Source organism: Cellulomonas telluris, from assembly GCF_004886325.1.
In the GTDB taxonomy this organism is placed as follows: Bacteria; Actinomycetota; Actinomycetes; order Actinomycetales; family Cellulomonadaceae; genus Cellulomonas; species Cellulomonas telluris.
The window spans coordinates 68,302-91,370 of sequence record NZ_QXFN01000001.1 but is presented as its reverse complement, the minus strand read 5'-3'; the positions used below and the strand labels follow the sequence as shown (position 1 = coordinate 91,370).

The window sequence follows — 23,069 nt, the reverse complement described above, 5'->3', positions numbered from 1 at the left end:
CGCCCGTCGCGGCTTCGGGCGCCCCACGGTCGCGCCGGCCGGACCCGCGCTCAGCCCCGACCGAGCTGGACGAGCGCCCCCGCCTCCTCGTCGTGCAGCAGCGCGGTGACCTCGCCGTGCTCGGGCGTGGGGGCGGCGCACGGGGGAAGGGGCGGGGCGGCCGGCGGCGGTCGCGTGCGGCGTCATCCGGCTGTCAGTCCCCCCGGCTACGGTCGCCGCGACGGGCGGGACGACGGCCGGGGTGCCGCCACGAGTGAGGAGGGCGACGCCATGACCACGTTCACCGGGTCGGACGACCTGCGGGGGGCCCGGTTCGAGGGCGCCGACCTGCGCGGTGCCCGCTTCGTCGGCGCCGACCTGTCGGGCGTCGTCATGCGCGGGGTCGACGTGGCCGACGCGGACGTGGACGCGCCGTGGCTCCTCGACGGGCGGAGCCGGTTGCTCGTCAACGGCGTGGACGTCACCCCGTTCGTGGACGCCGAGCTGGACCGCCGGTTCCCAGGCCGCGCGCAGCGGCGGGCCTCCGACCCGGACGGGCTGCGCGCCGCGTGGGCGGCGGTCGAGCGGGCCTGGGACGCCGCCCTCGACCGAGCGGCCGCGATGCCCCCGGGGACCGTCGACGTCCGTGTGGACGGGGAGTGGTCCTTCGCGCAGACGCTGCGGCACCTCGTCATGGCCACGGACACGTGGCTGCGGGGAGCGGTGCTCGGCGTCGAGCAGCCGTACCACCCGATCGGGCAGCCGAACGACGAGTACGCGCTCGACGGCCACGACCCGTCCGTCTTCGCGGAGGGGACGCCCCCGTACGACGAGGTGCTCGACGTCCGCGCGGGCCGGCTCGCGATGGTCCGGGACCTGCTCGCCACCGTCACCGCGGAGGACCTCGCCGTACCCCGGCGCAACCCGTGGGCGCCGCAGCACCCGGAGACGACGCTGTCCTGCCTGCACACGATCCTCGAGGAGGAGTGGGAGCACCTGCGCTACGCGCTGCGCGACCTGGACGCGATCGCGGCGGGACGCGCCGGCGTGACCGAGGGCTAGGGGCGGGGCGTCCGGTCGTCGGGCGGCAGCCGCGCGACGACGACGTGCTCGAGCCCCGGCCGGTCCGGCGCGTCCCGCACGTCCACCACGTCGAGCCCCGCCTCGGCGACGAGCGTCCGGACCTCGGCGAGGTGCCAGAACCGCAGCGTCGAGTCGGACGTCAGCAGCCCGTCGCCGGGCACGACGAACGACGAGCGGAACGACACGAGCGGCAGGTCCACGGCCGTAACGTCGACCCAGGTCTCGACCTCGCCCACGCCGGCGACGCGGGTGGTCGCGCGGGTGCGGTCCGCCGTCCACGCCTCCCAGGCGCGCCGGGCCGGGTCCCGCGTCTCCAGGACGACGTGCCCGCCCGGGCGCAGCGCGTCCCGGCAGGCGACGAGGGTCCGCCGGGCCTCGGCGGGCGTGGTGAGCACCTGGAACACGTTGCCCGTCATCACCACGAGGTCGGCGGGTGCGAGCCCGCGCAGGGCCGTCGCGTCCCCGTGCACCCAGTGCACCCGCTCGGCCCACGGCTTGCCGCGGGCGACGTCGAGCGACGCGCCCGCGGGGTCGACGCCGACGACGTCGAACCCGTCGGCGGCGAGCAGCGTCGCGAACGTCCCCGTCCCGCAGCCGAGGTCGACGACGCGCTCGGCGCCGAGCTCGTCCACGAGCGCGCGGTAGGCGTCGAGGTCGGACCGGTCGGGGTCGAGCGGGTCGTACAGCCGGGCGAGGCGCGGGTCGGCGAAGTGGGCGTCGGGCACGCCGGGACGCTACGACCGCCCCGCCCGGGCTGCCCAATCGTTTCGGGGCGTGCCCGTCCACCGCCGGCGTCCCTAGCGTGCGAGTCCCACGCTCGAGGCGAGAGAACGGCTGGTGCACGCATGAAGAAGGTCAGGACGACGCTCACGGTGGGTCTGCTCGCGACGACGGCGCTGGCGGCGTCCGCGCTCGCGGGGGTGCCGGCGACGGCGGCGACGCCGGACGGTGGCCGGCACGGCGACCGGGGGCACCACGGGCAGCGCGGGCCCTGCGCCCGCACCGACGCCCTGTTCTGCGAGGACTTCGAGTCCCTGCCGACGGGCGGTGCGGCGAGCCTCGACTGGGGGATCGACAGCCGCAACGGGACGCTCCACGTCGAGCGGGACCGCCGCGCCGGCAAGGTCCTGCGCGTGCACACCGAGGACAACGGCAAGGCGTTCCTCACCGTCCACGACTTCGCGGCGCCCGGCAACAGCTTCTGGGGGCGGCTGCGGATCAAGGTCGACGAGTTCCCGACCGCGCCGGACTGGGCGCACTTCACGCTCGTCGAGGTCACCGGCTCCGGCAGCGACGAGATCGTGCGGCCGCTCGGCGGGCAGTTCGCCCCGACGGTCGGGCCGGACGCGATCTTCTGGGGCGTCGGGGCCGACGGCGGGCCGACGGGCGACTGGACGAGCTGGCAGGAGTCCGCGCCGACCGTCGAGGACCGGTGGCAGTGCGTCGAGTTCGAGTGGTCCGCGCCGGAGAACCGCGTCTCGGTGTGGTTCGACGGCGTCCCGCAGCCCGACATGACGGTGACGACCACCGAGCACGGCGGTGCGCCCGTCGACTTCGTCCTGCCGGCGGCGGACACGGTGAAGGTCGGCTGGCAGCTCTACCAGGGCGGCACGACGCCCGAGCGGTTCGACGTCTGGATGGACGACGTCACGCTCGACACGGAGCGCGTCGGCTGCCGCTGACGTGCCGCGTCGGGGACTGCCAGCGCAGGCGGAACCGGTCCGGGCGCAGCAGGATGACGACGTCACCAGCCCCGACCGAGAGGTGAGCACCCGTGGAGCACTGGACGATCGCGACCGTCGCCGAGCAGAGCGCGGACTTCCGCCGCGTGCTGTGGACGGGCGAGCACACGCAGCTCGTCGTCATGACCATCCCGCCGGGTGGGGAGATCGGTGAGGAGGTGCACGAGGACATCGACCAGATCCTCACGTTCGTCTCCGGCACCGGGAAGGCGATCGTCTCGGGGCAGCAGAAGAACGTCGCGCAGGGCGACCTCGTCGTCGTCCCCGCCGGCAAGAAGCACAACTTCGTGAACACGGGCGAGAACCCGCTCATCCTCTACACGGTGTACGGCCCGCCGGAGCACGCGGACGGCGCGGTGCACCGCACCAAGGAGGAGGCCGACGCGGCCGAGGAGGCCGGCGAGGACGAGCCGCCGACCGACTGACCGGGCCGGACCGCCCGCCCGCGGACGGACGGCGCGGATCGGTCTGGCGGCCGATCCGCGCCGGGCCGCCCGCTCGTAGCGTGGACGCATGATCGCCGCCGAGGACGTGCTGCTGCTGCTCACCGACGACGCCACGGGCAAGCCCCTCGTGGACGGCACCCGCCGCGACATCGCCGTCGCGGGCGCCGTCATCGCCCAGCTGGCGACGGAGGGCCGGCTGGACGCGGTGACGTCGTCGGGCCTGTTCTCCCGCACCACCCTGCGCGTGGTGGACGCCACGCCGCTCGGCGACGAGGTCCTCGACGAGGCACTGCGCCGCGCCGCCGGCCCGGGCAGCGCGTCGCCCACCGCGGTCCTCGACCGCATCCGCAAGGGCCTGCGCGAGCGCCTCTACGACCGGCTCGCCGCGCGGGGCGTCCTGCGGGCGGACGAGGGCCGCGTGCTCGGCATCTTCCCCACGACGACGTGGCCGGCCGTGGACTCCGCGCACGAGGCGCAGGTGCGCCGCGGCCTGCACGACGTGCTGGTCACGGGGCGCGCGCCCACCCCCCGGGAGGCGTCACTCGTCGCGCTCCTCGCGGCCGTCGACGCCCTCCCCAAGGTGCTGCCCGGCACCGGGCTGCCGAACCGGGAGCTCAAGGCCCGGGCGAAGCGGCTCGCGGCGGGCGACGTCGGCGGCGAGGCGGCGCGGAAGGCGGTCGAGGCGGTGCAGAGCGCGATGATCGCGGCCGTCGCGGCGGGCGGTGCAGCGGCAGCGGCGTCGTCGGGCTGACGGGGTCGCGTCGAGAGCCGTCCGTCGCCGCCACGGCTGACCACCACCGCGTCAGGCACGCCCCCTAGTCGCCGCGGTGCATGCGGAACCGCCGCGGGAACGCGGGGCTGTCCGGCAGCGTGAGGCTCGAGAGCTCGGCGCCGGCGTCCGTGAGGAGCCCGCGCCGGTCGAGCTCGCGGACGACGGCGTCGATCGCCGCGCCGGCCCAGGCGCCGGCGGCGGGGTCGAAGCGGGCCGCCGCGACGGTGAGGGTGGGCGGCGTCGCCGTGGACGGGTGGACGACGAGCCACCCGTGCAGCGCGTGCCGCCGCAGCGGGGCGGGCAGGAGCAGGCGTGCGCCTCCGCCACCGAGCACCAGGTCGCCCAGCCGGCTGCCGAACTCGTACACGCGTGCATCGGTCGTGCCGGTCCTGCGGTGGGTGCACCGCAGCGCCGTGAGCACCTCGTGGGCGACGTCGACGGCCGCCCCGAGGGCCGTGACAGTGAGGACGCGCGCGGGGGCGCCGCGGCGTGCGGCCGGCCCGCCGCCGTCCGCAGCCGTCGGGTCTCCCTGCTGTGCCGGCACGCGGCGAGTATGTCGGGTGCGCCGCTGGGACGGCGTGAGCGTCGCGCCCCGTCACCGGAGCCGGAGCAGACCGGCCTCGCTGTGCCGCAGCCCGCACGCCTGCTCGTAGAAGCGGGTCAGCGCCGGCTCGTAGTCGGCGTGCAGCCAGGTGCAGCCCGCCCGTCGCGCCTCGTCGGCGGCAGCCGCCACGAGCGCGCGCCCGACGCCGCGGCCCTGCAGGTCGGGCGCGACGCACGTGTCGAGCAGGATCGCGTGCACGCCCCCGTCGCCGACGACGTTGACGAAGCCGACCAGCCGCCCGTCGAGGCGGGCGGTCAGCCAGGTGAGGCTGTGCCGGTCGAGGCGCCGCCGCCACGGGACGCGTCCCTCGGGGTGCCCGAACGCGGCGGCGTGCAGCGCCTCCAGCTCGGGGTCGGTCAGGTCGCCGCGGATGTGCAGGCGGACGTCGGGGGCCATCGGGGCATCGTGGCGTGCCGGACCGGCGGCGGTCGCGGGAAAAGCGAGGGGGTGCCGTCGGGTCAGCCCCGGCGGCGGGCGGCGACGCTCGTCGCGACCGGCGCGAGCAGCGCGACCGCCGCCGCGACGAACGCGACGACCCCCACGGTCTCGTCCACCAGCGGGCCGTTCGTGCGACCGACGCCGATCCACATCAGCCCCCAGGCCATCGCCAGCCCGACCGGGACGGCCACGGTCGGCCGGCGACGCGCGAACACCGCGTACGCCACGGCGAGAGCCGCGGCGGCCACGAGCACGACCACGGACCACCCGGTCGTGCCGAGCCCGAGCTCGCCGACGTCGGCGACCGCCAGGAACGCCGCGGTGTTCGCGAGCGTCGCGACGCTGACCCAGCCCGTGTAGAGCCCGATCGTCACGTCCGTGACCCACGAGGCCAGGGCGCGCGTGTGGGGGATCCGCACGAGGCGGACGACGATCGTCGCGAGCACCGCCAGCAGCGCGACGATCACGAGGAGCGCGCCGCCGACCGAGTCGGCCTGCACCACCGCGATCCACGCCGCGTTGAGCAGCATCGAGGCGAGCACCCACCACGACACCGCGCGCAGGCGCGGGTCCGCGCCGTTGCGGGGGAGGGCCTGGACGACCGCGAACGCGGCGAGCCCGGTGTAGATCACGGACCAGATGGAGAACGCCGGGCCGTCGGGGGCGAGCGGCGTGGCCGTCGCGGACAGCGCCCCGCCGGCGGCCTCGGCGACGGGCTCGCCGCCGAACGCGCCCGAGCCGACCGCGGCGCCGGCGATCGCGACGGCCGCGCCGACCAGGACAGTGACCTGGCGGACCCGGTCGCGGGGTGCGACGGGGGCGTCGAGTGCTGTGCGCGTGGTCTCCATGCACCCAGGGTGCCAACACTCAGCGTGCTGAGCATCTCGAGGCGCCGGTCGGTGGCGTCCTAGCGGAGGCGGGCCCGCAGCAGGCAGAACTCGTTGTCCTCGGGGTCGAGCAGGACGTGCCACTGCTCCTCGCCGGTCTGGCCGATGTCGGCCGGGCGCGCCCCGATCGCGAGCAGGCGCTCGAGCTCGGCGTCCTGGTCCCGGTCGACCGGGTTGACGTCCATGTGCAGGCGGAGCTTGCCGGTCTTCGGCTCGCTGCTCGGGCTGAAGATCAGGGCGGGCTGCAGCCCGCCGAACCCCTCGCGTGGTCCGACCTCGATTGCGCCGCCCTCGTCGCCGAGGACGACGAAGTCGAGCACCTGGCACCAGAAGTCCGCCAGGCGCTGGGGGTCGCGGCAGTCGATCACGAGCTCCGAGAAGCGGGAGGCCACGACACGACCGTAGGAGGAGCCGGCGGCGCCGGACCACGCCTTTGCGTCGTCCTCGTGGTGGGTCGCGCCGCGCCGTCCTACCCCTCGCCCGCCCACCACGTGCGCAGCAGCGCGACGAACTCCTCCGGCCGGTTCGGGTGCACGTCGTGCCCGACGTCGATCGTCACCATGGTCCCGGCGGGGAACGCGGCGGCGAGCCGCGCCAGCCGGCGCTGGTCGACGAAGCTGGTGGGACCGCCGCCGACGACCAGGGTCGGCACGGTGACCTCGCCGGCCCGTCGCGCCCACGCCGCGTCCGGCTCGGCGAGCGCCCGCAGCACCCCGGGGCGCACCTCGACGTCGTACGCCACAGGCCCCTCGGGCCGGTACGGCGGCGTCACGTCCACGGGCGGCGACCCCGCCGGCGGCGGCGGGGAGGAGTCCTCGACGACGAGGGCGGAGACGAGGTCCGGGCGTGCCTGCGCGAGGACGACCGCGACGACCCCACCCATGGAGTGCCCCACGACCGTCGCCCCGGCGACACCCAGCCGGTCGAGGAGGCGTGCGACGTCGTCCGCCATCTCGGCGAGCGCGTAGCTGCCCGGTCGAGGGCTGGCCCCGTGCCCGCGCAGGTCCGGCACGACGAGGCGGTGGTCGCCGGCGAGCAGCGGGACCACGCGGTCCCACGAGGACCGGTCGCTGGCCGCGCCCATGCCGTGCAGGAGGACGACGACGGGCGCGTCCGCCGGCCCGTGCAGCGCGTAGGAGAGGGTCACCGCGGGGAGGTCGGCAGGCACCGGGGCATCCTGGCAGAGGGTCCGCCGCCGCTCAGTACGTCATGCCCATCGCCTCCTGCACGGTGCGGAGCGTGCGGTCGGCCACCGCGTTCGCGTGCGCGTTGCCGGCGGCCAGGACGGCCCGCAGGTACCCCTCGTCGGCGGCGAGGGCCCGCCGACGCTCGCGCAGCGGGCGCAGGTGCTCGTTGACGGCCTCGGTCACCACCTGCTTCAGCCGGCGGGCGCCGCCGTCGCCGATCTCGTCCGCCAGCGCCTCCGGGGACGTGCCCGAGCACAGCGCCGCGACCAGCAGCAGGCTCGCCACCTCCGGGCGGTGCGCCGGGTCGTAGGTGATGTGCCGGTCGGCGTCCGTGCGGGCCGAGCGGACGAGCCGGGCCGTCGTGTCCTCGTCGTCGCGCAGCGCGATCGCGTTGCCGGCGCTCTTGCTCATCTTCGCGCCGTCGGTGCCCAGCAGGAGCGGGGCGGCGGACAGCAGCGCCTCGGGCTCGCTCAGGAGCGCCTGCCCCGCCCCGTACCGGTCGTTGAACCGGCGCGCGACCGCACGGGTCAGCTCGAGGTGCGGCAGCTGGTCCTGCCCGACGGGCACGAGGTTCGCCCCACAGAAGAGGATGTCGGCCGCCTGGTGCACGGGGTACGTCAGCAGGAGCCCGCTCATGCCGCGACCGCCGGTCGCCGCCGCCTCGGCCTTCACGGTCGGGTTGCGTTGCAGCTCCGCGACGCTGACCAGGCTCAGGAAGGGCAGCATCAGCTGGTTGAGGGCCGGGACCGCGCTGTGCGTGAAGATCGTCGCGGGGGGCTCGCCCGCGGTGCCGGCCCCGCCGCGCGCGCCGATGCCCGCGGCCAGGTAGTCCAGCAGCAGCTCGCGGACGTGCCCCCGCACGTCGCCCGCCACGTCGCGGTCGGTGACGACCTGGTAGTCGGCGACCACGACGAAGAGCTCCACGCCGGCGCGCTGCAGCCGGACGCGGTTCGCCAGGGTGCCGAGGTAGTGGCCGAGGTGCAGAGGGCCGGTGGGGCGGTCACCGGTGAGCACGCGGAAGCGCCGGGGGTCCGCGCGGACCTCGTCCTCGAGCTCCGCGCTGCGCCGGCGTGCGGCCTCGACGGACGCGGTCGGCAGGGCGGCCGCGGGGGCCGCCAGGGGGGAGGTGGTGGGGTGGGACATCGGGGCTCCTCGGGGTGGGAACCACCCACCGCCCCCGTCCGGTGCCGCCGCGGGCACGGGTCCGAGCCGCCGTGGGCAGCTCGGACAGGTCCGGTCGCAGCCGCCGCTAGAGCGGCTGCCACCAGGTGCACGGGATCGTCAGCACGGGGGTGACCCTAGCGAGGGGGGGCGCGGGCGCGGCCAGGGGGCCAGGTCGGGACGGGCGGCTCCGCCCGGGCGTGTCCCCGCTCCGCGGTAGCGTGCCGGGGTGGACGACCAGCCGTCGGAAGGGCGACGCCGGACGGGCGTGCTCGTCCGGTTCGTCGTCCTGGCCGCCGCCGTGGCGGGCGCCCGTCACCTCGTCGTGCCCGAGGACCCGTGGTACGACCACGTGGGCGTCGGGGTGATCGCTGGGCTGTTGTGGGTCGTGGGGGACTGGCTCGTGAACCGCGCCCGTCGTCGCTGACGGCGGAGGCGCGCCGGTCGCCGGGCATCGGGCCGGAACGCCTGATCCGACCCACGCCGCGGCGGTAGGTTGCCCCGGTGACCCGCACGCGGAGCGCCACCGTCGTCGTCCTCGCCGTGTCCACCGTGCTCGCGCTCGGCGCGTGCGCGGGTCGTGCCGGGGCTCCGGCGTCGACGGACGAGATCGCCCGCTGGGCGGAGCCGGTGGGGATCGCCCCGGAGCTCGTGCACGTCACCGACGTCGACGGGTTCGAGCTCGCCACGCAGTCCGTGAACGTCTCGGGGGACGACGGCATGCACGCCGCCTACGTCCGGCACGGCGACGGCGGCGTCGGGACCCTGTCGCTGCGGGCGGACCGGTACGCGGACCCCTCGGCGGTCCCGTGCGCCGAGCTCACCGACGCCGCGCCGACGCCGCTGAGGTGCGCGGTGACGCTCGGCGACGTGCACGTCGTGCTCGAGGGCGACGGCGTCGAGGCCGCCGTCCTGCGCGCCGCCGCCGAGGCGGTCCGGGTGCCCACCGCGGACGAGCTGGCGCACCTGTTCAGCGACGTGCAGACCGTCGGACCCGGCGTGGAGCGCGGCGACCTGCCCCCGCACGGCGACGGTGCGCCGATGGACCCGCCGGGGGCGGCGGGCTGACGTGGCCGCCCCGGCCGGCCGCTCAGCCCGCGAGGGCCGCCAGCGCCTGGGCCGGCGAGGCGGAGACGGCGTCCGGCCGGACCTCGCTCTCCGGCCAGGCCAGCCCGTGGCTCACCCAGTGCGTGCGCAGCCCCGCCGCGTGCCCGCCCACGACGTCCGCGGCCGGGTCGTCCCCGACCATCCACGCCGCCGTGCGGTCGGAGCCCCCCGCGAGGGCGAGGGCGGCGGCGAAGATCGCGGGATCGGGCTTGCGGACGCCGACGTCCTCGGAGACGCACCACCCGTGCACGACGTCCGCGATGCCGGTCCGCCGCAGCTTGCCCACCTGGGTCTGCGACCGCCCGTTCGTCACCACGACGAGACGCCAGCCGGACGCGCGCAGGGTGCGCAGGTGCGCGAGCACGCCCGGGAAGGCGGGCGTCAGCTCCGGCATCCGGACGCGGTAGTCGTGCCAGAGCCGCTCGGGTGTGCCGGTGTGCGGCAGGCGGCGGCTGAGCGCGTCGAAGAACTGCTCGCGGCCTCCCGCCGTCCGGTCCAGCCGGTGCAGCCACCGCAGGTCGTCGTCGCCGAGCGACCACTCGGCGGCGAAGGACCGCGCCCAGGCGGCGAACCCGGCGGCGCGGCCGGTGAGCGTCCCGTCGAGGTCGAGCAGCGCGATCACGTGCGCAAGCCTGCCCGGCCGGCCCCGCGCGGGCCAGCGCCTCGGCTCAGTCCCGCACCCGGCTGCGGCGCTGCTCGCCCTGCGTGCGCAGCACGTACCGGAACAGCAGGTCCTCGTCCCGCTCGTCGAGGGCGACGAAGCGGCAGCCGTAGTGCGTCGTGCCGGTGGTGGTCTCCTGCACGCGGACGACCTCGGCCTCCAGCGCGACGGGGCGCTCGGGCGTCGGGAACGTGAACCGGACGCGGTCGTGCAGGTCCATCCCCGCCGTGGTGGAGACCCGCACGCCGTGCGCGGAGACGTCGACGACGACGAACGTGACCTCGCGCGTGCCGCCGTCGGGGGACCGGACCAGGCCCGTGCAGATCTGCGTGACGCGCACCCGCGCCGAGCGTCGCTTCTGCATCGTCGAGACGAGCTCGAGGTGCTCCACCTGGACGGTCATCGCGCCGACGTGCGTGACCCACCCGGTGTACCGGACCTCGCCGCGCACCTCGTCGAGCACCAGCACGCCGACGCCGTCGCCGACCTGGATCCCGCCGACGAGCCCGTGCTCGGGGGCGAACGTCAGCATCCCGTCCACGTGCGTGGCGACGTGGCCGTCCAGCGTGCCCTCGCCGATCGTGAGGACGCAGCGTGCGAGGTCGTGCATGGTAGGTCCGTCCGATCGAGGTGACCGCCCCGTGGCGGCGGTGCGCCGCCGGTCCCGTGCAGGTCCGATCGGCCGCACCGCGGCCGCGCTGAGGAGCACGCACCGGACGTCACCCGGTCGCCGGAGGCGTCAGGCCGCGAGGACGTGGCTAGGGTGAGGCGCCGTGACCGCCCCCGAGCCGCCCGGCGGACCCGCGAGGGCGACCGCCATGGGTCGGGTCCTCGCGGGTGCGCTCGTCCTGGCGGTGCTCGCGTACTCGTACGGCGCGCAGCGCGCGGCGGGCCGTGACCGGCTCGTCGACTTCCTCGGCTACTTCACGAACCTGACGAGCCTGCTCGCGGCCGTCCTGCTGGTCGCCGCCGGGGCCGTCGCGCTGTGCGGGCGGCCGGCGCCGCCGTGGCTGCCGTCGGCGCGCGGCGTCGCGACGGCCTGCCTGCTCGTGGTGGCGGTGGTCTACGACCTCGCGGTGACCGGCGCCGGCGGCACCGCCGCCCCCTGGGTGAGCGCCGTCCTGCACGTCGTCCTCCCGGTCGTCGCCCTGCTCGACTGGGTGCTCGGCGCCGACCGGGCCGCCCTGCCGTGGCGGCGGCTGTGGCTCGTCCTGCCCTACCCGCTGGTGTGGCTCGTGGTCGTGCTCGTGCGCGGGGCGACCGACGGCTGGGTGCCGTACGGCTTCCTGCTGCCCGAGCACGGGGCGCGTTCGCTGGCGCTGCACGTGGCCGGGCTGCTCGTGGTCCTCCTGGCGGCGGGTGCGCTGGTGTGGGCCGCGGGGCGCGTCCCCGTGCCGGGACGCGCGCGGGTGCCGGCCCACCACCCGTGACGCCCTGCTCGCCGAGGTCGCGACGGGAGATCGGTCGGGCGAGCAACCTGGGACCGCGGTCGTGCGTGTAGATGGCATGTCGCTGGGGAGAGGGGTGTCGGTGGAGGTCGAGGAGGTGCCCGTCGAGCCCGACGTGCCGGTGGTCGCCCGCCTCACCGACGCCCGGAGGCAGCGGTCACGGGACGAGGAGTTCTCCGCCTTCATGGCCGAGGCCGAGCCGCTGCTGACCCGGACCGCGTGGCTGCTGTGCGGTGACGCGCACCGCGCCGAGGAGCTCGTCCAGCAGGCGCTCGTGCGGACCTACGTCGCGTGGCCGCGCGCCCGTGCCGGGGACCCGCTGGCGTACGCGCGGCGCACCCTGGCCAACGCCCGGATCGACATGTGGCGCCGGCGCCGCCGGGAGGTCCTCGTGGCCCCCGACGACGTCCCGGGCTCGCCCGTCGCACGCGCGGAGCGCGGGCAGGGGCCCGGCCACGACCACGCGCACGCGGAACGGGACGTGCTCGTGCGGGCGCTGACCCGGCTCAGCCCGCAGCGCCGCCGGGTCGTCGTGCTCCGGTACGTGCTGGACCTGTCCGAGCAGCAGGTGGCCGAGGACCTGGACGTCTCCCTCGGCGCTGTGAAGTCGGCCGCGGCGCGGGGGCTGCGCCAGCTGCGCGAGGTGCTCGCCGAGACCGCCGACGGCGGGGAGGAGAAGTGATGGACGAGGACCTGCTCCGGGGCCGGCTGCGTGGGCTCGCCGACGTGGACGCGCCCGTGTCGGTCGACCGCGCCGCCGTCATCCGCGTCGGGCGCCGCCGGCGGTGGACCCGGACGCTCGGCCCGGCGGCCGCGGTGCTGGTGCTCGCCGTGGCGGCGTACCCGGCGGTCGCGGCCCTGACGCCGGACCGGTCCGCGGTGTCGCCCGCCGGGCCGACGCCGGCCGTGACCACCCCGGCCCCGCGCGCCGTCGTCGACCGCGCGGCCGGCACGATCACCCTGCCGGTCGACGGGCTCCGCTCCCCGCGCGACGAGCTCGTCACCACGCAGACCGCCCAGCGGCACTTCCTCTCCACCTGCATGACCGAGCGGGGCTTCGGCGAGCACTGGACGTTCGACGGGCCCGTCGAGCCCGCGGTGCCGCCCGGCAGCACCGCGCCGTACGGCGTCTGGCGCGAGAGCGACGTGCGGGCGACGGGCTACCAGCACGCGGCGGGTACCGACGCCGGCAGGTCGCTCGAGGGGGACGAGGCCGTCGCGTCCCGGCAGTGCGAGGGGGAGATGGTCGCAGCAGGGCTGGCGGTCGACGTCGACCGGGTGACCGCACTGGCCGAGGAGCACCGCGCCGGCGGGTGGATCAGGGCGCTCGGGACCGACGAGGGCGGTGCGCTGCGCGACCGGTGGGTCCGGTGCCTGGCCGAGGCCGGGGTCGCCGCGCCGGTCGCGGACGACCCGGAGTCGATGGTCCCGGAGGGGATCCTCGAGGCACCGTTCGACGAGCAGGTGCGGGTCGGTCTCCTCGACGTCGCGTGCAAGGACCGCCTCGACCTGGTCCAGCGGCTCGCGGACCTCGACGCGGCGGCGCAGGCCGCCTACCTGGAGCGGACGGCGGAGTTCCAGGCCGCCGTCCGGCGCCTGGACGCGCCGGTGGTCGACCGGGCCCGGCAGTACCTGGTCGAGCACGGGGTCACGGCGCCGTAGGTGGCGGAGCGGTCGGCGGGGAGCCGCGGCGCGCCCGGGCGGCGGTGACGGTGCCGCCCTCCCGCCGCGTGCGTTCCTATGCTCGGCCCATGGGCAACGGGACGCGGCGGCTGCGGGCGACGCGCCGGCGCCGGCGCCGCATGGCGCAGGTGGAGCACGACCTCGACGGCGTCCAGTGGGACGCGCTGCGGGCGGCCTGGGGCGGGTGCGCGTACTGCGGCGCCCGGGACGTGCCGCTGCAGCGGGACTGCGTGCTGCCGATCTCGCGCGGCGGGCGCTACACGGTCGACAACGTCGTGCCGGCGTGCGGGCCGTGCAACGCCAGCAAGTGCAACCTCGAGGTCACCGGGTGGATGCGGCGCAAGCGGCTCGACGAGCGCGCGTTCCTGCTGCGCCACGCGCAGGTCCGGGCGGGGCTGCGGGCGGCGGAGCCCGACGTCGACGCCGCCGGGCAGCCGGCCGCGCCGTAGCGCGAGCGCGACCGGCGCCCGGGACGACGGCGACGTCAGGGGGCGACGGGCAGCGCCCGCAGCCACTCCCGCCACGCCGGCTCCTCGCGTCGGACCCACTCGGGGGCGTCGGCCGAGAAGAGGTACGCCTGCACGCTGGCGGACGCGGTGCCGTCGCCCTCGCCGTAGGTGAAGACGCTCAGCAGCCCCGGGACCGGGGCCGTGAGCCGGACCAGCGCCTGGCGCTCGCCGAGCCTCTCGACGGTGCCGGCGACGCCGCGCGCCTGGACGGTCGCCCCCTCGGCGCCGAGGCCGAGCGTGTCCCGCAGGGCCGACCAGACCGCGCCGGCGTCACCGGTGCGGGTGGTGGTCACCTCCATCCGGGTGGCCTCCTGCCCGGCGAAGTGCGTGAGGTAGAGCCGCAGGTTGTCGAAGAACGGCAGCCACCCCGGTGCGACGCCGTCCCACCACTCCTGCTCCCAGTCCGCGCCCGTCCCGAAGCCGCTGCTGGTGACGCGCACGACGCACGTGCCGCCGGAGCGGGCCTCGACCAGGAACTCGGAGGTCAGCGGGCTCAGGGTGCCGGGCTCGACGCCCATGAGCGCGGCCCAGTCCTCCTCGAACACGAGCCGGTGCGGCGGGTCCCAGCGCGTGACCCGGCCTCGTGAGCCCATGTCCTCGCCGATGGTGAAGTGGAGGGCGCCGCCCTCGTGCTCCTCGATCTCGGTGGGCAGGTACCAGGCGTTCAGGCCGCGCGCGGTGGCGACCGCCTGCCAGACCTGCTCCGGCGTGCCGGGGACCTCGACGTCGAACTCCAGGCGGTACGGGACGTCCGTGGTCGTGCTCATGACTCCTCCTCGGGGAGCGGGTGGGCGGCGACGACGAGGCGGTGCGGGCGCCCGTCGTCGTGGTGGTAGCGCGCGGCCAGGTCGAGCACCGCGGCGGTGAGGTCCTCGGCGAAGGCGGCCCGGTCGGCGGCCGAGCGGAACCCGATCTGCGTGTCGACGGTCAGCGTGGGTACGCGTGCGCCCGTCGTGGCGCCGCGGCGGACGAGGGCGCCGACCTCACGCACGACCCGGCCCGCGAGTGCCACGAGGTAGCCCGCGGAGAGGCGGTCCGCCGTGGCCTCGGGGTCGGCGGCGGATGCGCTGACGACGGCGGGGGAGACGACGTACGACGCCGCGGACGCGCGCAGCACGCGCTCCGTGATGCCGCCGTGCCGGCGCTCCTCGGCCAGCTCCACGAGGCCGTGCGCCTCGAGCGCCCGCAGGTGGTAGTTGACCTTCTGGCGCGGGAGGCCGACGCGGGCGGCGAGCCCCGCGGCGGAGGCGGGCTCGGCGAGCTCGCGGAGCAGCCGTGCCCGGACGGGTTCCAGCGCGACGGCCGCCGCGGCGGCGTCCTCGATGACCTCGACGTCCTGCATGTCGCCACCCTGCTCGTTGACAAGGAAGTTTGTCAAGGGTCCGGCGGAGTCGTGGACGCGATCCTCCGGCGCTGCGACCCGAGCAGGCGCGGAGCCGTCAGCCGGCGGCGACGCGGAAGACGGGCCACCCGATCTCGGTCCGCCAGGCGGTCGGGTCGGGCGTGTCCCGCGGGCCGACGAGGTACGTCTCGCGCACGGGCCCGGCCACGGCGAGCGCGTTCGCCACCACCCACGCGCCGAGCTCCCCGTAGGTGACGTCGATGTCGCCGTGCTCGCCGACGTGCGTGGCCACGGCGAGCTCGACGGCCGGCAGGGTCACCGGGCGGACGCGGCCGACGCGCGGCGGCCGGTCGGTCGGGAGGTGCACGAGCACGTGCCCCCGCCCGTGCTCGAACAGCGCGTTGTCGTACAGCCCCCCGGGCGCGCCGGAGGGGGCGTCGACGACGGCCTCGAGCTCGGCCGTCGCGCCCGAGTACCAGGCGAGGACGTCCGCGTGCGCGACGTCGTCCTCGACCGCGGCCACCGTGGTCGCGGGGAGCGCGCGCAGCTCGACCTCGACGGGCGAGGGCTCGGGTGCGAGCAGCCGGCGCAGCGACGCGACCGCGGCCCGGGTCCGTGCGAGCTCCGACTCGAGGCGCTGCAGGTGGTCGGCCACGAGGCCGGCGCGGGTGACGGGGTCGGGGGAGCGCAGGATGCGCCGCACGTCGGCCAGCGGCACGTCGAGCTCGCGCAGCCGGTGCACCACCTGCGCGGTCGGGATCTGCTCCGGGCTGTAGTACCGGTAGCCGGTCGCCTGGTCGACCGTCGCCGGCTCGAGCAGCCCCGCGTCGTGGTAGCGGCGCAGGGTGCGCACGCTCAGGTGCGTCAGGCGCGAGAACTCGCCGATGGCCAGCACCGCGCCATCGTGCACCCTCCCCCGGGGGGAGGGTCCAGCGCTTGCCACTCCCCGCGCGGGAGCGCCGACGCTCGCCGCATGACGACACCGACCGCATCCCGCCCTCCGAGCTCCCCGCCGTCCTCCGCGGCTACCTGACCGCGCACGAGGCCCGTGACGTCGACGCGGCCCTGCGCGTCTTCACCCCGACCGCGGTCGTGGTGGACGACGGCACGACCTACCGGGGGAGGGAGGAGATCCGCCGGTTCCTGTCCCGCGCCGGCGCCGGGTACCGGTACACGACCGAGCTCGTCGCGGCGCAGCGCGTCGACGACACGCACTGGGTCGCGACGAACCGCCTCGAGGGCGACTTCCCCGGCGGCGTCGTCGAGCTCGGCTACCGCTTCGCGCTGGAGGGTGACCTGGTCGCCGAGCTGGTCATCGCCCCCTGACGCCGCGCGGGTCAGCGGTCGGCGCTCGGCAGGCTGTGCCAGGTGTCGTAGGCCACGGCGGCGGCCGCCTGCGCGTCGCCGGCGGCGCAGAGGCGGATCAGCTCGTCGTGCTGCGTGACCGACGCGTGGCCGTCCCGCGAGCCGAACCGCAGCCGTTCCGCGCGCCGCACGAGGGGTGTGAACAGCTCCAGCACCGTCTCGAGCGCACGGTTGTCGGCGAGGCGCACGAGCACGCCGTGCAGCTCGTCGTCGGCGCGCAGGGCGGCCTCGACGTCGTCCGACTCCACCGCCGTAGCGAACCGGAGGTTGGCCTCGCGCATCGCGGCGACGTCCGACCCGGACAGCGCGGGGACGGCCTCCCGCGCCGCGAGCTCGTGCATGGCGGCCACGACGTCCCGGGCGTCGCGGGTCTCGCGCACGTCGAGCGGTGCGACCACCGTGGAGCGACCCGGCTGCGCGAGCACCAGCCCGCCCTGGGCCAGCCGCAGCAGCGCCTCGCGGACCGGGGTGCGGCTGACGCCCAGCCAGGCCGCGAGCTCCTGGTCCTTGAGCTGCTCGCCGGGGGCGAACGTGCCGTCGACGATCGCGTTGCGCAGGCAGCGGTAGACGCCGTCGCGCAGCAGGCTGCGGTCGACGCCGGCGTCGGTCGGGGGGATCGGCATCAGGGACCTCACGGGTGCGGGCCGCGGGGAGCGGCGGTGGATCGGGGACGGGATCTTGCCGTCGCACCCCACGAGGATGCAATATATCGCATACCGCAAGTGTTGTAAGCGTGGCAGGGCAGCAGTGGACAGATCGGACGGCCAGAGGCGCCGTCCGCGCGACGGAGAGGACTGACCGATGACCAGCAGCACGCTCCAGCCCCGCACCGATGCCCGCCCCACGGTGGTGCTCGTGCACGGGGCCTTCGCCGACTCCTCGAGCTGGAACGGGGTGGTCGAGCGGCTCCGCCGGGACGGGTACCCCGTCCTGGCCGTGGCCAACCCGCTGCGCTCCCTCCAGGGCGACGCGGACCTCCTGCGCGCCGTCCTCGACGCGACCGAGGGCCCGATCGTCCTCGCGGGCCACTCCTACGGCGGCAGCGTCCTGAGCGAGGCCGCCCAGGGGCACCCGCGGGTGCGGGCCCTGGTGTTCGTCGCGAGCTTCCTGCTCGAGGAGGGCGAGAGCACCGGTGAGCTCGCGGGGCGGTTCCCCGGCAACGAGCTCGGCACGGCGCTGCGCCCGGTGCCGGTGCCCGGCCCGGACGGGCGGACCGTGGAGGACCTCTACATCGAGCAGGAGAAGTTCCACCCCGTCTTCGCGGCCGACGTGCCGGCGGACGTCGCCGCGCTGATGGCCGTCACCCAGCGGCCGATCGTCGGCGACGCACTGGCGGACAAGGCGACGCGGGCGGCGTGGCGGACGATCCCGTCCTGGACGCTCGTCACCCTCCAGGACCTCGCCGTCCCCGCCGAGGCCCAGCGGTTCATGGCCGAGCGCGCGTCGTCGCACGTCGTGGAGGTGGACGCCTCGCACGCGGTGACCGTCTCCCGGCCCGACGTCGTCGCACGGGTGATCGACGAGGCCGCGCGCGCGACGGCCTGACCGGACGCGACGCCGGACCGCGCGCCCTCCGCCCGGAGGGCGCGCGGTTCGGCGGTCACCAGGCCCAGGACGAGTCCGGGCGGGGCTCGGGGCACGCCGTGGCACCCTCGGCGAGCAGCTCGAAGTGCCACACCTCGTTCGCGTAGGTGGGGCAGAGCCCCAGGTCGGGGCCGTGCTGCTGCAGCCAGTAGGCGCCCTCGGTCGGCCCGACGTCGACCGCGAGGCCCTGCACGTGGGCGGAGTGCTCCGGCGGCAGCACCCACCGGTACGCCTCGGGCACGCCGTACCGGTCGACGGCCTCGTCGACCAGCTGCTGCTGCTCGGCGGCCGTGCGCAGCCCCGACGTCAGGGTGAGGGAGACGCCGTCGGCCGCCGCGCGGCGCTGCGCCTCCGCGAAGCGGAGCACGAGCTCGGGGTGCAGCTCCGACGCGGCCGTCGGCGGCTGCGCCGCGCCCGGCGAGGGGTGCGTCAGCGCGTCGGCCGGTGGTGCGCCGTCGTCGGCGAGCCCGTGCGCGAGCGCACCGCCGGCGGCGAGCAGCAGCACGACCGCGGCGAGCCGCGCGGGGCGGCGCGGGCGGTGCGGGCGGTGGGGGGTCCGCGCCGGGGCGCGGCGGGTGGTCGTCGTCATGCGTCCACGGTCCGGCGGGGCACCCGTCCGGGGCGTCGTCCCCCGGTGCGCTTCCGCCGCGGGCGCCGCCCTCATCCTCCGGTGGCCCGCGTCCGCCCGGGGGACGAGCGGACCGGGTCGCGCGGCCGTCCGGCGGGGGATCCACCGCCGGCGGCGTGCGCCGTACGGTCGTCGGCATGCCCACCCCTGCCCGCAGGCACGCCGCCGTGCAGGACGGCCTCGTGGCCCTGGCGGTGCTCGGGGCGTGGACGCTGGCGGTCGCGCTGCTCGTCGGCTCGGGCTACTGGCACCCGCGGTCGCCCGGGAGCTACCTGTGGACCGGTCTGTGGCTCGCCGTGCCGATCGCGTTGCACCGGTCCGGGCCGGGCGTCGCGCTCGCGCTGACCCTGACGGCGTACCCCCTCGGCTACCTCGTCACGACCGACGGCGTGCCGCTGCTCGCCGAGATCCACGCGGCCCCGTACGTCCTCGCCGCGTACGTGGCCACGCGCGGCGGCGCCGTCCGTCCCGTGCCCGCCGGTGCTGCCGCGGCGGCGTCCCTCGCGGTGCTCCTGCTCGGCACCCACCGGCTCCTGCACCCGGCCGGCGGGCTCTGGCCGCCGCCGGACCCGTCGCGGTCCGTCCTGCTGCTCCTGCTGGTCGCGGCCGCCACCGCGCTGGGGGCCGTCGTCGCGCGCCTGTCGGCCACCGCCCGCTCGCTCGAGGAGCGCAACGCCGAGCTGCGCGCGCTGCAGGAGGTCCGCACGCGCGCCGCGGTGCAGGCCGAGCGCACGCGCATCGCCCGCGAGCTGCACGACGTCGTCGCGCACCACGTGACCGCGATCGTCGTGCGGGCCCAGGCCGCCGACCGGGTCGGCGGCGAGCGCCCCGAGGAGTACCGCGACGCCGTGCGCTGGATCGCACCCGCCGGCAAGGAGGCGCTGACGTCGATGCGCTCCGTCGTCCGCGTGCTGCGCGACGGGGAGCCCGCGGGCGGCGGCGACGGCGCGCCGCGTGCCCCGCTGCCCGGGCTCGCCGACCTGTCCGCCGTCCTCGACCGCGTCCGCGACGCCGGCCTCGCCGTGGACGCCGACCTCCCGCCCGTCCTGCCCGCGTGCCCGCCCGCCGCCGGGCTCGCGGTGGTCCGCGTCGCCCAGGAGGCGCTGACGAACGTGTCCGTGCACTCGGACGCCGCGCGGGCGCGGGTCGCGCTCGCGGCCGCACCCGGTGTGCTGACGCTCCGGGTCGAGGACCCCGGCCCCGCCCGCGCCGGCACTCGCGGGCCCGACGGCGGCCACGGGCTGCTGCACATGCGCGAGCGCGCGGCGGCCTGCGGGGGGCACGTCACCGCGGGCCCCGCGCCGGGCGGCGGGTGGGCCGTGACGCTCGAGGTGCCGGTCCCGTGAGCGGCGACCGGGTGACCGACGACCCCGCGAGCGACGACCTCTCCCGAGACCGGGAGGTGCGGGTGCTCGTCGTCGACGACCAGCCCATGATCCGCCTCGGCCTGCGGATGATCCTCGACCACGAGCCCGACCTGCGGACCGTCGGCGAGGCGGGTGACGGCGACGTCGCGGTCGAGCTGGCGCGCAGCACCGCGCCGCACGTCGTGCTCATGGACGTGCGGATGCCCGGCACGGACGGCATCGAGGCGACCCGCCGGCTGCGGGCCGACCCCGCGCTGGCCGACGTGCGCGTGCTGGTGCTGACGACGTTCGACGACGAGGAGTACGTGACGCAGGCCCTGCGGGCGGGCGCCGACGGCTTCCTGCTCAAGGACGCCGACCCGGCCTCGCTCGTCGACGCGGTGCGCCGCGTGCGGGCCGGCGGGAGCGTGCTCGACCCGGCCGTGACGCCGCTCGTGCTGTCCCAGTGGCGCCGGTGGTCGGCCGGCGCGTCGCCGGCGCCGGGTCGGGCCGCGGGCGCGGCAGCCGTGGTCGGGAGCCTGCCGGAGCGGGCGCGCGACGTGCTGGTCGCCGTCGCCCGCGGCCTGTCGAACCAGGAGGTCGCGGACGCGCTCGGGCTGACCCTCGCCACGACCAAGACCTACGTGCACGACCTGCTGCGGCGGACCGGGTGCACGTCGCGGACCCAGCTCGTGGTGCTCGCGTACGAGGCGGGCCTGGTCGCGCCCGGCGAGGGCGGGACGGCGGGACGGCGGTGACCGCGCGCCCGCTACCGCCGCAGGTACGTCGTGTAGACCCGGCCGCCGGGCCGCAGCCCGACACCCTCGTAGAACCGGAACGCGTCCTCGTCCGCGGCCGCCAGCTGGAGCTTGTAGCAGCCGGCCGCTCGTCCGAGCTCCTCGGCCGCGGCGAGCAGCGCGCGCCCCGCGCCGGTACGACGGTGCCGCACGTCGACGACGACGTTCTCCACGAGCAGCACCGGCTCGCCGCGGCGCGGCAGGTTCGGGACGACGGAGACGTCGACCGTGCCGACCACGCCCTGCGCGACCTCGGCGACGAGGACGGTCCTGCCGGGGGTCGCCTCGATCGCGTCCCAGATCGCGCCGTCGTCGACCGTGGCGGGCCTGGCGACCTCCGGGTAGAGCTGCGCGTACAGGCGCAGCAGCGCCGGGAGGTCGCGCCGTCCCGCCGGTCGCACTGTCACGGACACCGGTCGACCGTAGCGGCCGGCGCGCGGGACCGGCGGCGAGGGAGCGGCGGGAGAGGGCTACCGTGCGCGCATGAGCAACCTGAGCGACGTCGGCGCCCGCGACGGGTGGCGCTGCTGGCTGTGCGACGAGCCCGTGGACCCCGACGCCTCGGTGAACTCCGACCTCGGCCCGAGCGTCGACTCGGGTGCACTCGTCAAGGGCAAGAAGGGGACGACGGGCGTCGAGCGGCTCGCGCACCGGGCCTGCAACACGCGCAAGGGCGCCGTGAAGCCGGTCGTGCCGTGGTCGCCGGACCTCTTCGTCATCGACCCCGCGCCCATCGCGGAGACGGTCGAGCGGCTGCGGCGCAAGGGCGGGCGCGAGGTCGTCGCCCGCTGCCCCAGCCGGTCCGACGCCGACGCGGCCGCCGACTGGCTGGCCGACCGGCTGTCGCGGTTCGCGCCCGACCTGCCGGTGACGACGCAGGTCGAGCCCGGCGGCGGGCAGTTCCTGCTGGCGGTGCGCGCGCGATGACCGACGGGAGCCGGACGATCCGGGTCGGCATGGCGCAGCTGCTCGTGGTGCCCGGACGGCCCGACGACAACCTGGCCCGCGCCCGCGCCGCGATCGCCGAGGCCGCGCGGGCCGGCTGCGACGTCGTCGTCCTGCCCGAGTGCCTCGATCTCGGCTGGACGCACGAGAGCGCCCGGACGCTCGCCGAGCCGATCCCGGGGCCGCGCGTCGACGCGCTCGCCGGCGCGGCCCGCGAGCACGGCGTCCTCGTCGCCGCCGGCCTCACCGAGCGGGCGGGCGACCACGTCCACAACTCTGCCGTCCTGCTCTCGGCCACCGGCGAGCTGCTGCTGCGGCACCGCAAGATCCACGAGCTCGACTTCGCCCGGGCGGTGTACACGACCGGCTCCTCGCTCGCGGTGGCCGACACCCCGCTGGGCCGCATCGGGCTAAACATCTGCGCGGACAACTCCGCGGCGACCACGGGCATCGGGCACGCGCTGGGGCTCATGGGTGCGGAGGTCCTGCTCTCGCCGTCGGCGTGGGCGGTGCCGCCGGACCACGACAACGGGGCCGACCCGTACGGCGCCGAGTGGGAGGCGCCCTACCGGGAGCTCGCGACCGCGCACGACATGCCGGTGGTCGGCGTGAGCAACGTGGGCCCGGTCGTCGGGGGCGAGTGGGACGGCTGGGGGTGCATCGGCGCGTCGCTCGCGGTGGGCCGGGACGGGCGCACGCTGCGGCAGGGCCCGTACGGGGTGGACGCCGACGGCGTGCTCGTCGTCGAGGTCGAGCTGCGGCCGCGCGCCCGGACCGCCGCGACGGCGGGCTCAGCCGTCGCGTAGCCGGAGCGACCCGTCGCGCAGGCGGTCCTCGATCTCGTCGACCACGGCGGCGGCGTCGGCGGTCGCCCCGGTGACGAGGTGGCGGGCCGCGACGTCGGCGTTCGCGAACTCCCGGTGCATCCGCCGCGCCGCGTCCGCGTCGGTGAACCCGTGCCCCGTGCGCGTCGCCACCCGCTCGAGGCACGTGGCCAGCGGCGGCAGCAGCACCACGTAGTGCAGGTCGGGGACCTCGGCGGCGAGCCGGTCGACGAACCAGGGACCGACGACCCCGTCGTAGACGACGTGCAGACCGCCGGCCACGAAGCGGCCCGTCGCCGCCGCGGCCGCGTCGACGACGACCGTGTTCTGCGCGTGCGCCTCGGGGAGCCAGGGAGGAAGGGCACCGCGCGCGAGGAACGCGAAGAACGTGTCGCCGGTGACGAGCGCCGACGGCGTGAAGCGGTCCACGAGCAGGGCGGCGACCGTCGACTTGCCGGCTCCCGGGGGGCCGGTGACGACGACGAGCTCGGCCACGGGACCAGTATCGCGCCGTTCCGGCGACGGCCGCGG

Annotated in this window: 32 protein-coding genes; 16 read left to right on the top strand and 16 right to left on the bottom strand. The window is 76.8% G+C overall.

Annotated features, from left to right (window positions below; all coding sequences use genetic code 11):
* Positions 1 to 270: 270 nt before the first annotated feature.
* On the top strand, positions 271 to 1,041 hold the full coding sequence (locus FB586_RS00515) for a DinB family protein (protein WP_136517402.1): 771 nt from the start codon (positions 271 to 273) through the stop codon (positions 1,039 to 1,041).
* On the opposite strand, the gene FB586_RS00510 is transcribed toward FB586_RS00515, so the two are convergent.
* Complete coding sequence (locus tag FB586_RS00510) at positions 1,038 to 1,787, bottom strand: class I SAM-dependent methyltransferase (protein ID WP_136517401.1); 750 nt, start codon at positions 1,785 to 1,787, stop codon at positions 1,038 to 1,040. The two genes, FB586_RS00515 and FB586_RS00510, sit on opposite strands and share 4 nt — an antisense overlap.
* Before the next feature lie 120 nt (positions 1,788 to 1,907).
* Here FB586_RS00510 and FB586_RS00505 point away from each other — a divergent pair, with 120 nt between their 5' ends.
* The 3 genes from FB586_RS00505 (at position 1,908) to FB586_RS00495 (ending at position 4,001) form a co-directional block, all read left to right on the top strand.
* Complete coding sequence (locus tag FB586_RS00505) at positions 1,908 to 2,744, top strand: hypothetical protein (protein ID WP_136517400.1); 837 nt, start codon at positions 1,908 to 1,910, stop codon at positions 2,742 to 2,744.
* Between the two features lie 92 nt (positions 2,745 to 2,836).
* Positions 2,837 to 3,229: a cupin domain-containing protein gene (locus FB586_RS00500; RefSeq protein WP_136517399.1), complete on the top strand. Its 393-nt coding sequence runs from the start codon at positions 2,837 to 2,839 to the stop codon at positions 3,227 to 3,229.
* Between the two features lie 88 nt (positions 3,230 to 3,317).
* A complete protein-coding gene (locus FB586_RS00495) occupies positions 3,318 to 4,001 on the top strand; it encodes a GOLPH3/VPS74 family protein (RefSeq protein WP_136517398.1) in 684 nt (227 codons plus the stop codon).
* A 64-nt stretch (positions 4,002 to 4,065) separates the two neighbouring features.
* On the opposite strand, the gene FB586_RS00490 is transcribed toward FB586_RS00495, so the two are convergent.
* The 6 genes from FB586_RS00490 to trpS all read right to left on the bottom strand — a co-directional run bounded on the left by FB586_RS00490 (position 4,066) and on the right by trpS (position 8,281).
* A complete protein-coding gene (locus tag FB586_RS00490) occupies positions 4,066 to 4,566 on the bottom strand; it encodes a hypothetical protein (RefSeq protein WP_136517397.1) in 501 nt (166 codons plus the stop codon).
* Between the two features lie 51 nt (positions 4,567 to 4,617).
* Positions 4,618 to 5,022, bottom strand: coding sequence for a GNAT family N-acetyltransferase (locus FB586_RS00485; RefSeq protein ID WP_136517396.1), 405 nt, complete (start codon positions 5,020 to 5,022; stop codon positions 4,618 to 4,620).
* Between the two features lie 62 nt (positions 5,023 to 5,084).
* Positions 5,085 to 5,912 (bottom strand): TspO/MBR family protein, encoded by an 828-nt coding sequence (locus FB586_RS00480; RefSeq protein WP_136517395.1) that lies wholly within the window; start codon positions 5,910 to 5,912, stop codon positions 5,085 to 5,087.
* Positions 5,913 to 5,971: 59 nt separating this feature from the next.
* Positions 5,972 to 6,343 carry a VOC family protein gene (locus FB586_RS00475; protein ID WP_136517394.1) on the bottom strand — a complete coding sequence of 124 codons (372 nt, stop codon included), beginning with the start codon at positions 6,341 to 6,343 and terminating at the stop codon, positions 5,972 to 5,974.
* A gap of 77 nt (positions 6,344 to 6,420) precedes the next feature.
* Positions 6,421 to 7,119: an alpha/beta fold hydrolase gene (locus tag FB586_RS00470; RefSeq protein WP_136517393.1), complete on the bottom strand. Its 699-nt coding sequence runs from the start codon at positions 7,117 to 7,119 to the stop codon at positions 6,421 to 6,423.
* Positions 7,120 to 7,150: 31 nt separating this feature from the next.
* On the bottom strand, positions 7,151 to 8,281 hold the full coding sequence (trpS, locus tag FB586_RS00465; protein ID WP_136517392.1) for a tryptophan--tRNA ligase: 1,131 nt from the start codon (positions 8,279 to 8,281) through the stop codon (positions 7,151 to 7,153).
* Between the two features lie 247 nt (positions 8,282 to 8,528).
* Between trpS and FB586_RS00460 the strand changes: the two genes are divergently transcribed.
* Positions 8,529 to 8,726 (top strand): hypothetical protein, encoded by a 198-nt coding sequence (locus FB586_RS00460; protein WP_136517391.1) that lies wholly within the window; start codon positions 8,529 to 8,531, stop codon positions 8,724 to 8,726.
* Positions 8,727 to 8,803: 77 nt separating this feature from the next.
* The gene (locus FB586_RS00455; protein ID WP_136517390.1) at positions 8,804 to 9,367 is read left to right on the top strand and encodes a hypothetical protein; all 564 of its coding nucleotides are present in this window, start codon (positions 8,804 to 8,806) and stop codon (positions 9,365 to 9,367) included.
* Between the two features lie 22 nt (positions 9,368 to 9,389).
* Here the strand turns inward: FB586_RS00455 and FB586_RS00450 are convergent, their stop codons facing one another.
* Both FB586_RS00450 and FB586_RS00445 read right to left on the bottom strand, forming a co-directional pair.
* Positions 9,390 to 10,028 carry an HAD family hydrolase gene (locus FB586_RS00450; protein ID WP_136517389.1) on the bottom strand — a complete coding sequence of 213 codons (639 nt, stop codon included), beginning with the start codon at positions 10,026 to 10,028 and terminating at the stop codon, positions 9,390 to 9,392.
* Positions 10,029 to 10,074: 46 nt separating this feature from the next.
* On the bottom strand, positions 10,075 to 10,677 hold the full coding sequence (locus FB586_RS00445) for a flagellar brake protein (protein WP_136517388.1): 603 nt from the start codon (positions 10,675 to 10,677) through the stop codon (positions 10,075 to 10,077).
* 163 nt (positions 10,678 to 10,840) lie between these two features.
* On the opposite strand from FB586_RS00445, the gene FB586_RS00440 reads away from it, so the two are divergent.
* The 4 genes from FB586_RS00440 to FB586_RS00425 all read left to right on the top strand — a co-directional run bounded on the left by FB586_RS00440 (position 10,841) and on the right by FB586_RS00425 (position 13,647).
* On the top strand, positions 10,841 to 11,497 hold the full coding sequence (locus FB586_RS00440; protein ID WP_246036279.1) for a Pr6Pr family membrane protein: 657 nt from the start codon (positions 10,841 to 10,843) through the stop codon (positions 11,495 to 11,497).
* A gap of 76 nt (positions 11,498 to 11,573) precedes the next feature.
* Positions 11,574 to 12,197, top strand: coding sequence for a SigE family RNA polymerase sigma factor (locus tag FB586_RS00435; RefSeq protein ID WP_136517387.1), 624 nt, complete (start codon positions 11,574 to 11,576; stop codon positions 12,195 to 12,197).
* Complete coding sequence (locus FB586_RS00430; RefSeq protein WP_136517386.1) at positions 12,197 to 13,177, top strand: hypothetical protein; 981 nt, start codon at positions 12,197 to 12,199, stop codon at positions 13,175 to 13,177. The genes FB586_RS00435 and FB586_RS00430 overlap by 1 nt, the downstream gene beginning before the upstream one ends.
* 89 nt (positions 13,178 to 13,266) lie before the next feature.
* A complete protein-coding gene (locus FB586_RS00425) occupies positions 13,267 to 13,647 on the top strand; it encodes an HNH endonuclease (protein ID WP_136517385.1) in 381 nt (126 codons plus the stop codon).
* A 35-nt stretch (positions 13,648 to 13,682) separates the two neighbouring features.
* Here FB586_RS00425 and FB586_RS00420 read toward each other — a convergent pair whose 3' ends face one another.
* The 3 genes from FB586_RS00420 to FB586_RS00410 form a co-directional block, all read right to left on the bottom strand.
* Positions 13,683 to 14,474 (bottom strand): SRPBCC family protein, encoded by a 792-nt coding sequence (locus FB586_RS00420; protein ID WP_136517384.1) that lies wholly within the window; start codon positions 14,472 to 14,474, stop codon positions 13,683 to 13,685.
* Positions 14,471 to 15,049, bottom strand: coding sequence for an ArsR/SmtB family transcription factor (locus FB586_RS00415; RefSeq protein ID WP_136517383.1), 579 nt, complete (start codon positions 15,047 to 15,049; stop codon positions 14,471 to 14,473). Before FB586_RS00415 ends, FB586_RS00420 begins: the two co-directional genes overlap by 4 nt.
* Positions 15,050 to 15,146: 97 nt before the next feature.
* Positions 15,147 to 15,944 (bottom strand): MerR family transcriptional regulator, encoded by a 798-nt coding sequence (locus FB586_RS00410; protein ID WP_136517382.1) that lies wholly within the window; start codon positions 15,942 to 15,944, stop codon positions 15,147 to 15,149.
* Between the two features lie 41 nt (positions 15,945 to 15,985).
* On the opposite strand from FB586_RS00410, the gene FB586_RS00405 reads away from it, so the two are divergent.
* Positions 15,986 to 16,375 (top strand): nuclear transport factor 2 family protein, encoded by a 390-nt coding sequence (locus tag FB586_RS00405; RefSeq protein WP_222928249.1) that lies wholly within the window; start codon positions 15,986 to 15,988, stop codon positions 16,373 to 16,375.
* An 11-nt stretch (positions 16,376 to 16,386) separates the two neighbouring features.
* Here the strand turns inward: FB586_RS00405 and FB586_RS00400 are convergent, their stop codons facing one another.
* Entirely contained in the window at positions 16,387 to 17,037 is a 651-nt protein-coding gene (locus FB586_RS00400; protein ID WP_136517381.1) for a GntR family transcriptional regulator, read from the bottom strand.
* A 178-nt stretch (positions 17,038 to 17,215) separates the two neighbouring features.
* Between FB586_RS00400 and FB586_RS00395 the strand changes: the two genes are divergently transcribed.
* The gene (locus FB586_RS00395) at positions 17,216 to 17,959 is read left to right on the top strand and encodes an alpha/beta fold hydrolase (protein ID WP_136517380.1); all 744 of its coding nucleotides are present in this window, start codon (positions 17,216 to 17,218) and stop codon (positions 17,957 to 17,959) included.
* A 55-nt stretch (positions 17,960 to 18,014) separates the two neighbouring features.
* Here the strand turns inward: FB586_RS00395 and FB586_RS00390 are convergent, their stop codons facing one another.
* Entirely contained in the window at positions 18,015 to 18,587 is a 573-nt protein-coding gene (locus tag FB586_RS00390) for a M15 family metallopeptidase (RefSeq protein WP_136517379.1), read from the bottom strand.
* Positions 18,588 to 18,763: 176 nt separating this feature from the next.
* On the opposite strand from FB586_RS00390, the gene FB586_RS00385 reads away from it, so the two are divergent.
* On the top strand, positions 18,764 to 19,972 hold the full coding sequence (locus tag FB586_RS00385) for a sensor histidine kinase (protein ID WP_136517378.1): 1,209 nt from the start codon (positions 18,764 to 18,766) through the stop codon (positions 19,970 to 19,972).
* Complete coding sequence (locus FB586_RS00380; RefSeq protein WP_246036277.1) at positions 19,969 to 20,730, top strand: response regulator transcription factor; 762 nt, start codon at positions 19,969 to 19,971, stop codon at positions 20,728 to 20,730. The genes FB586_RS00385 and FB586_RS00380 overlap by 4 nt, the downstream gene beginning before the upstream one ends.
* Before the next feature lie 11 nt (positions 20,731 to 20,741).
* Here the strand turns inward: FB586_RS00380 and FB586_RS00375 are convergent, their stop codons facing one another.
* Positions 20,742 to 21,182 (bottom strand): GNAT family N-acetyltransferase, encoded by a 441-nt coding sequence (locus FB586_RS00375; RefSeq protein ID WP_136517377.1) that lies wholly within the window; start codon positions 21,180 to 21,182, stop codon positions 20,742 to 20,744.
* Positions 21,183 to 21,252: 70 nt separating this feature from the next.
* Between FB586_RS00375 and FB586_RS00370 the strand changes: the two genes are divergently transcribed.
* Complete coding sequence (locus FB586_RS00370; protein ID WP_136517376.1) at positions 21,253 to 21,696, top strand: hypothetical protein; 444 nt, start codon at positions 21,253 to 21,255, stop codon at positions 21,694 to 21,696.
* On the top strand, positions 21,693 to 22,520 hold the full coding sequence (locus FB586_RS00365) for a carbon-nitrogen hydrolase family protein (protein ID WP_136517375.1): 828 nt from the start codon (positions 21,693 to 21,695) through the stop codon (positions 22,518 to 22,520). The genes FB586_RS00370 and FB586_RS00365 overlap by 4 nt, the downstream gene beginning before the upstream one ends.
* On the opposite strand, the gene FB586_RS00360 is transcribed toward FB586_RS00365, so the two are convergent.
* Complete coding sequence (locus tag FB586_RS00360; RefSeq protein ID WP_136517374.1) at positions 22,506 to 23,033, bottom strand: AAA family ATPase; 528 nt, start codon at positions 23,031 to 23,033, stop codon at positions 22,506 to 22,508. The genes FB586_RS00365 and FB586_RS00360 overlap by 15 nt on opposite strands.
* Positions 23,034 to 23,069 lie beyond the last annotated feature (36 nt).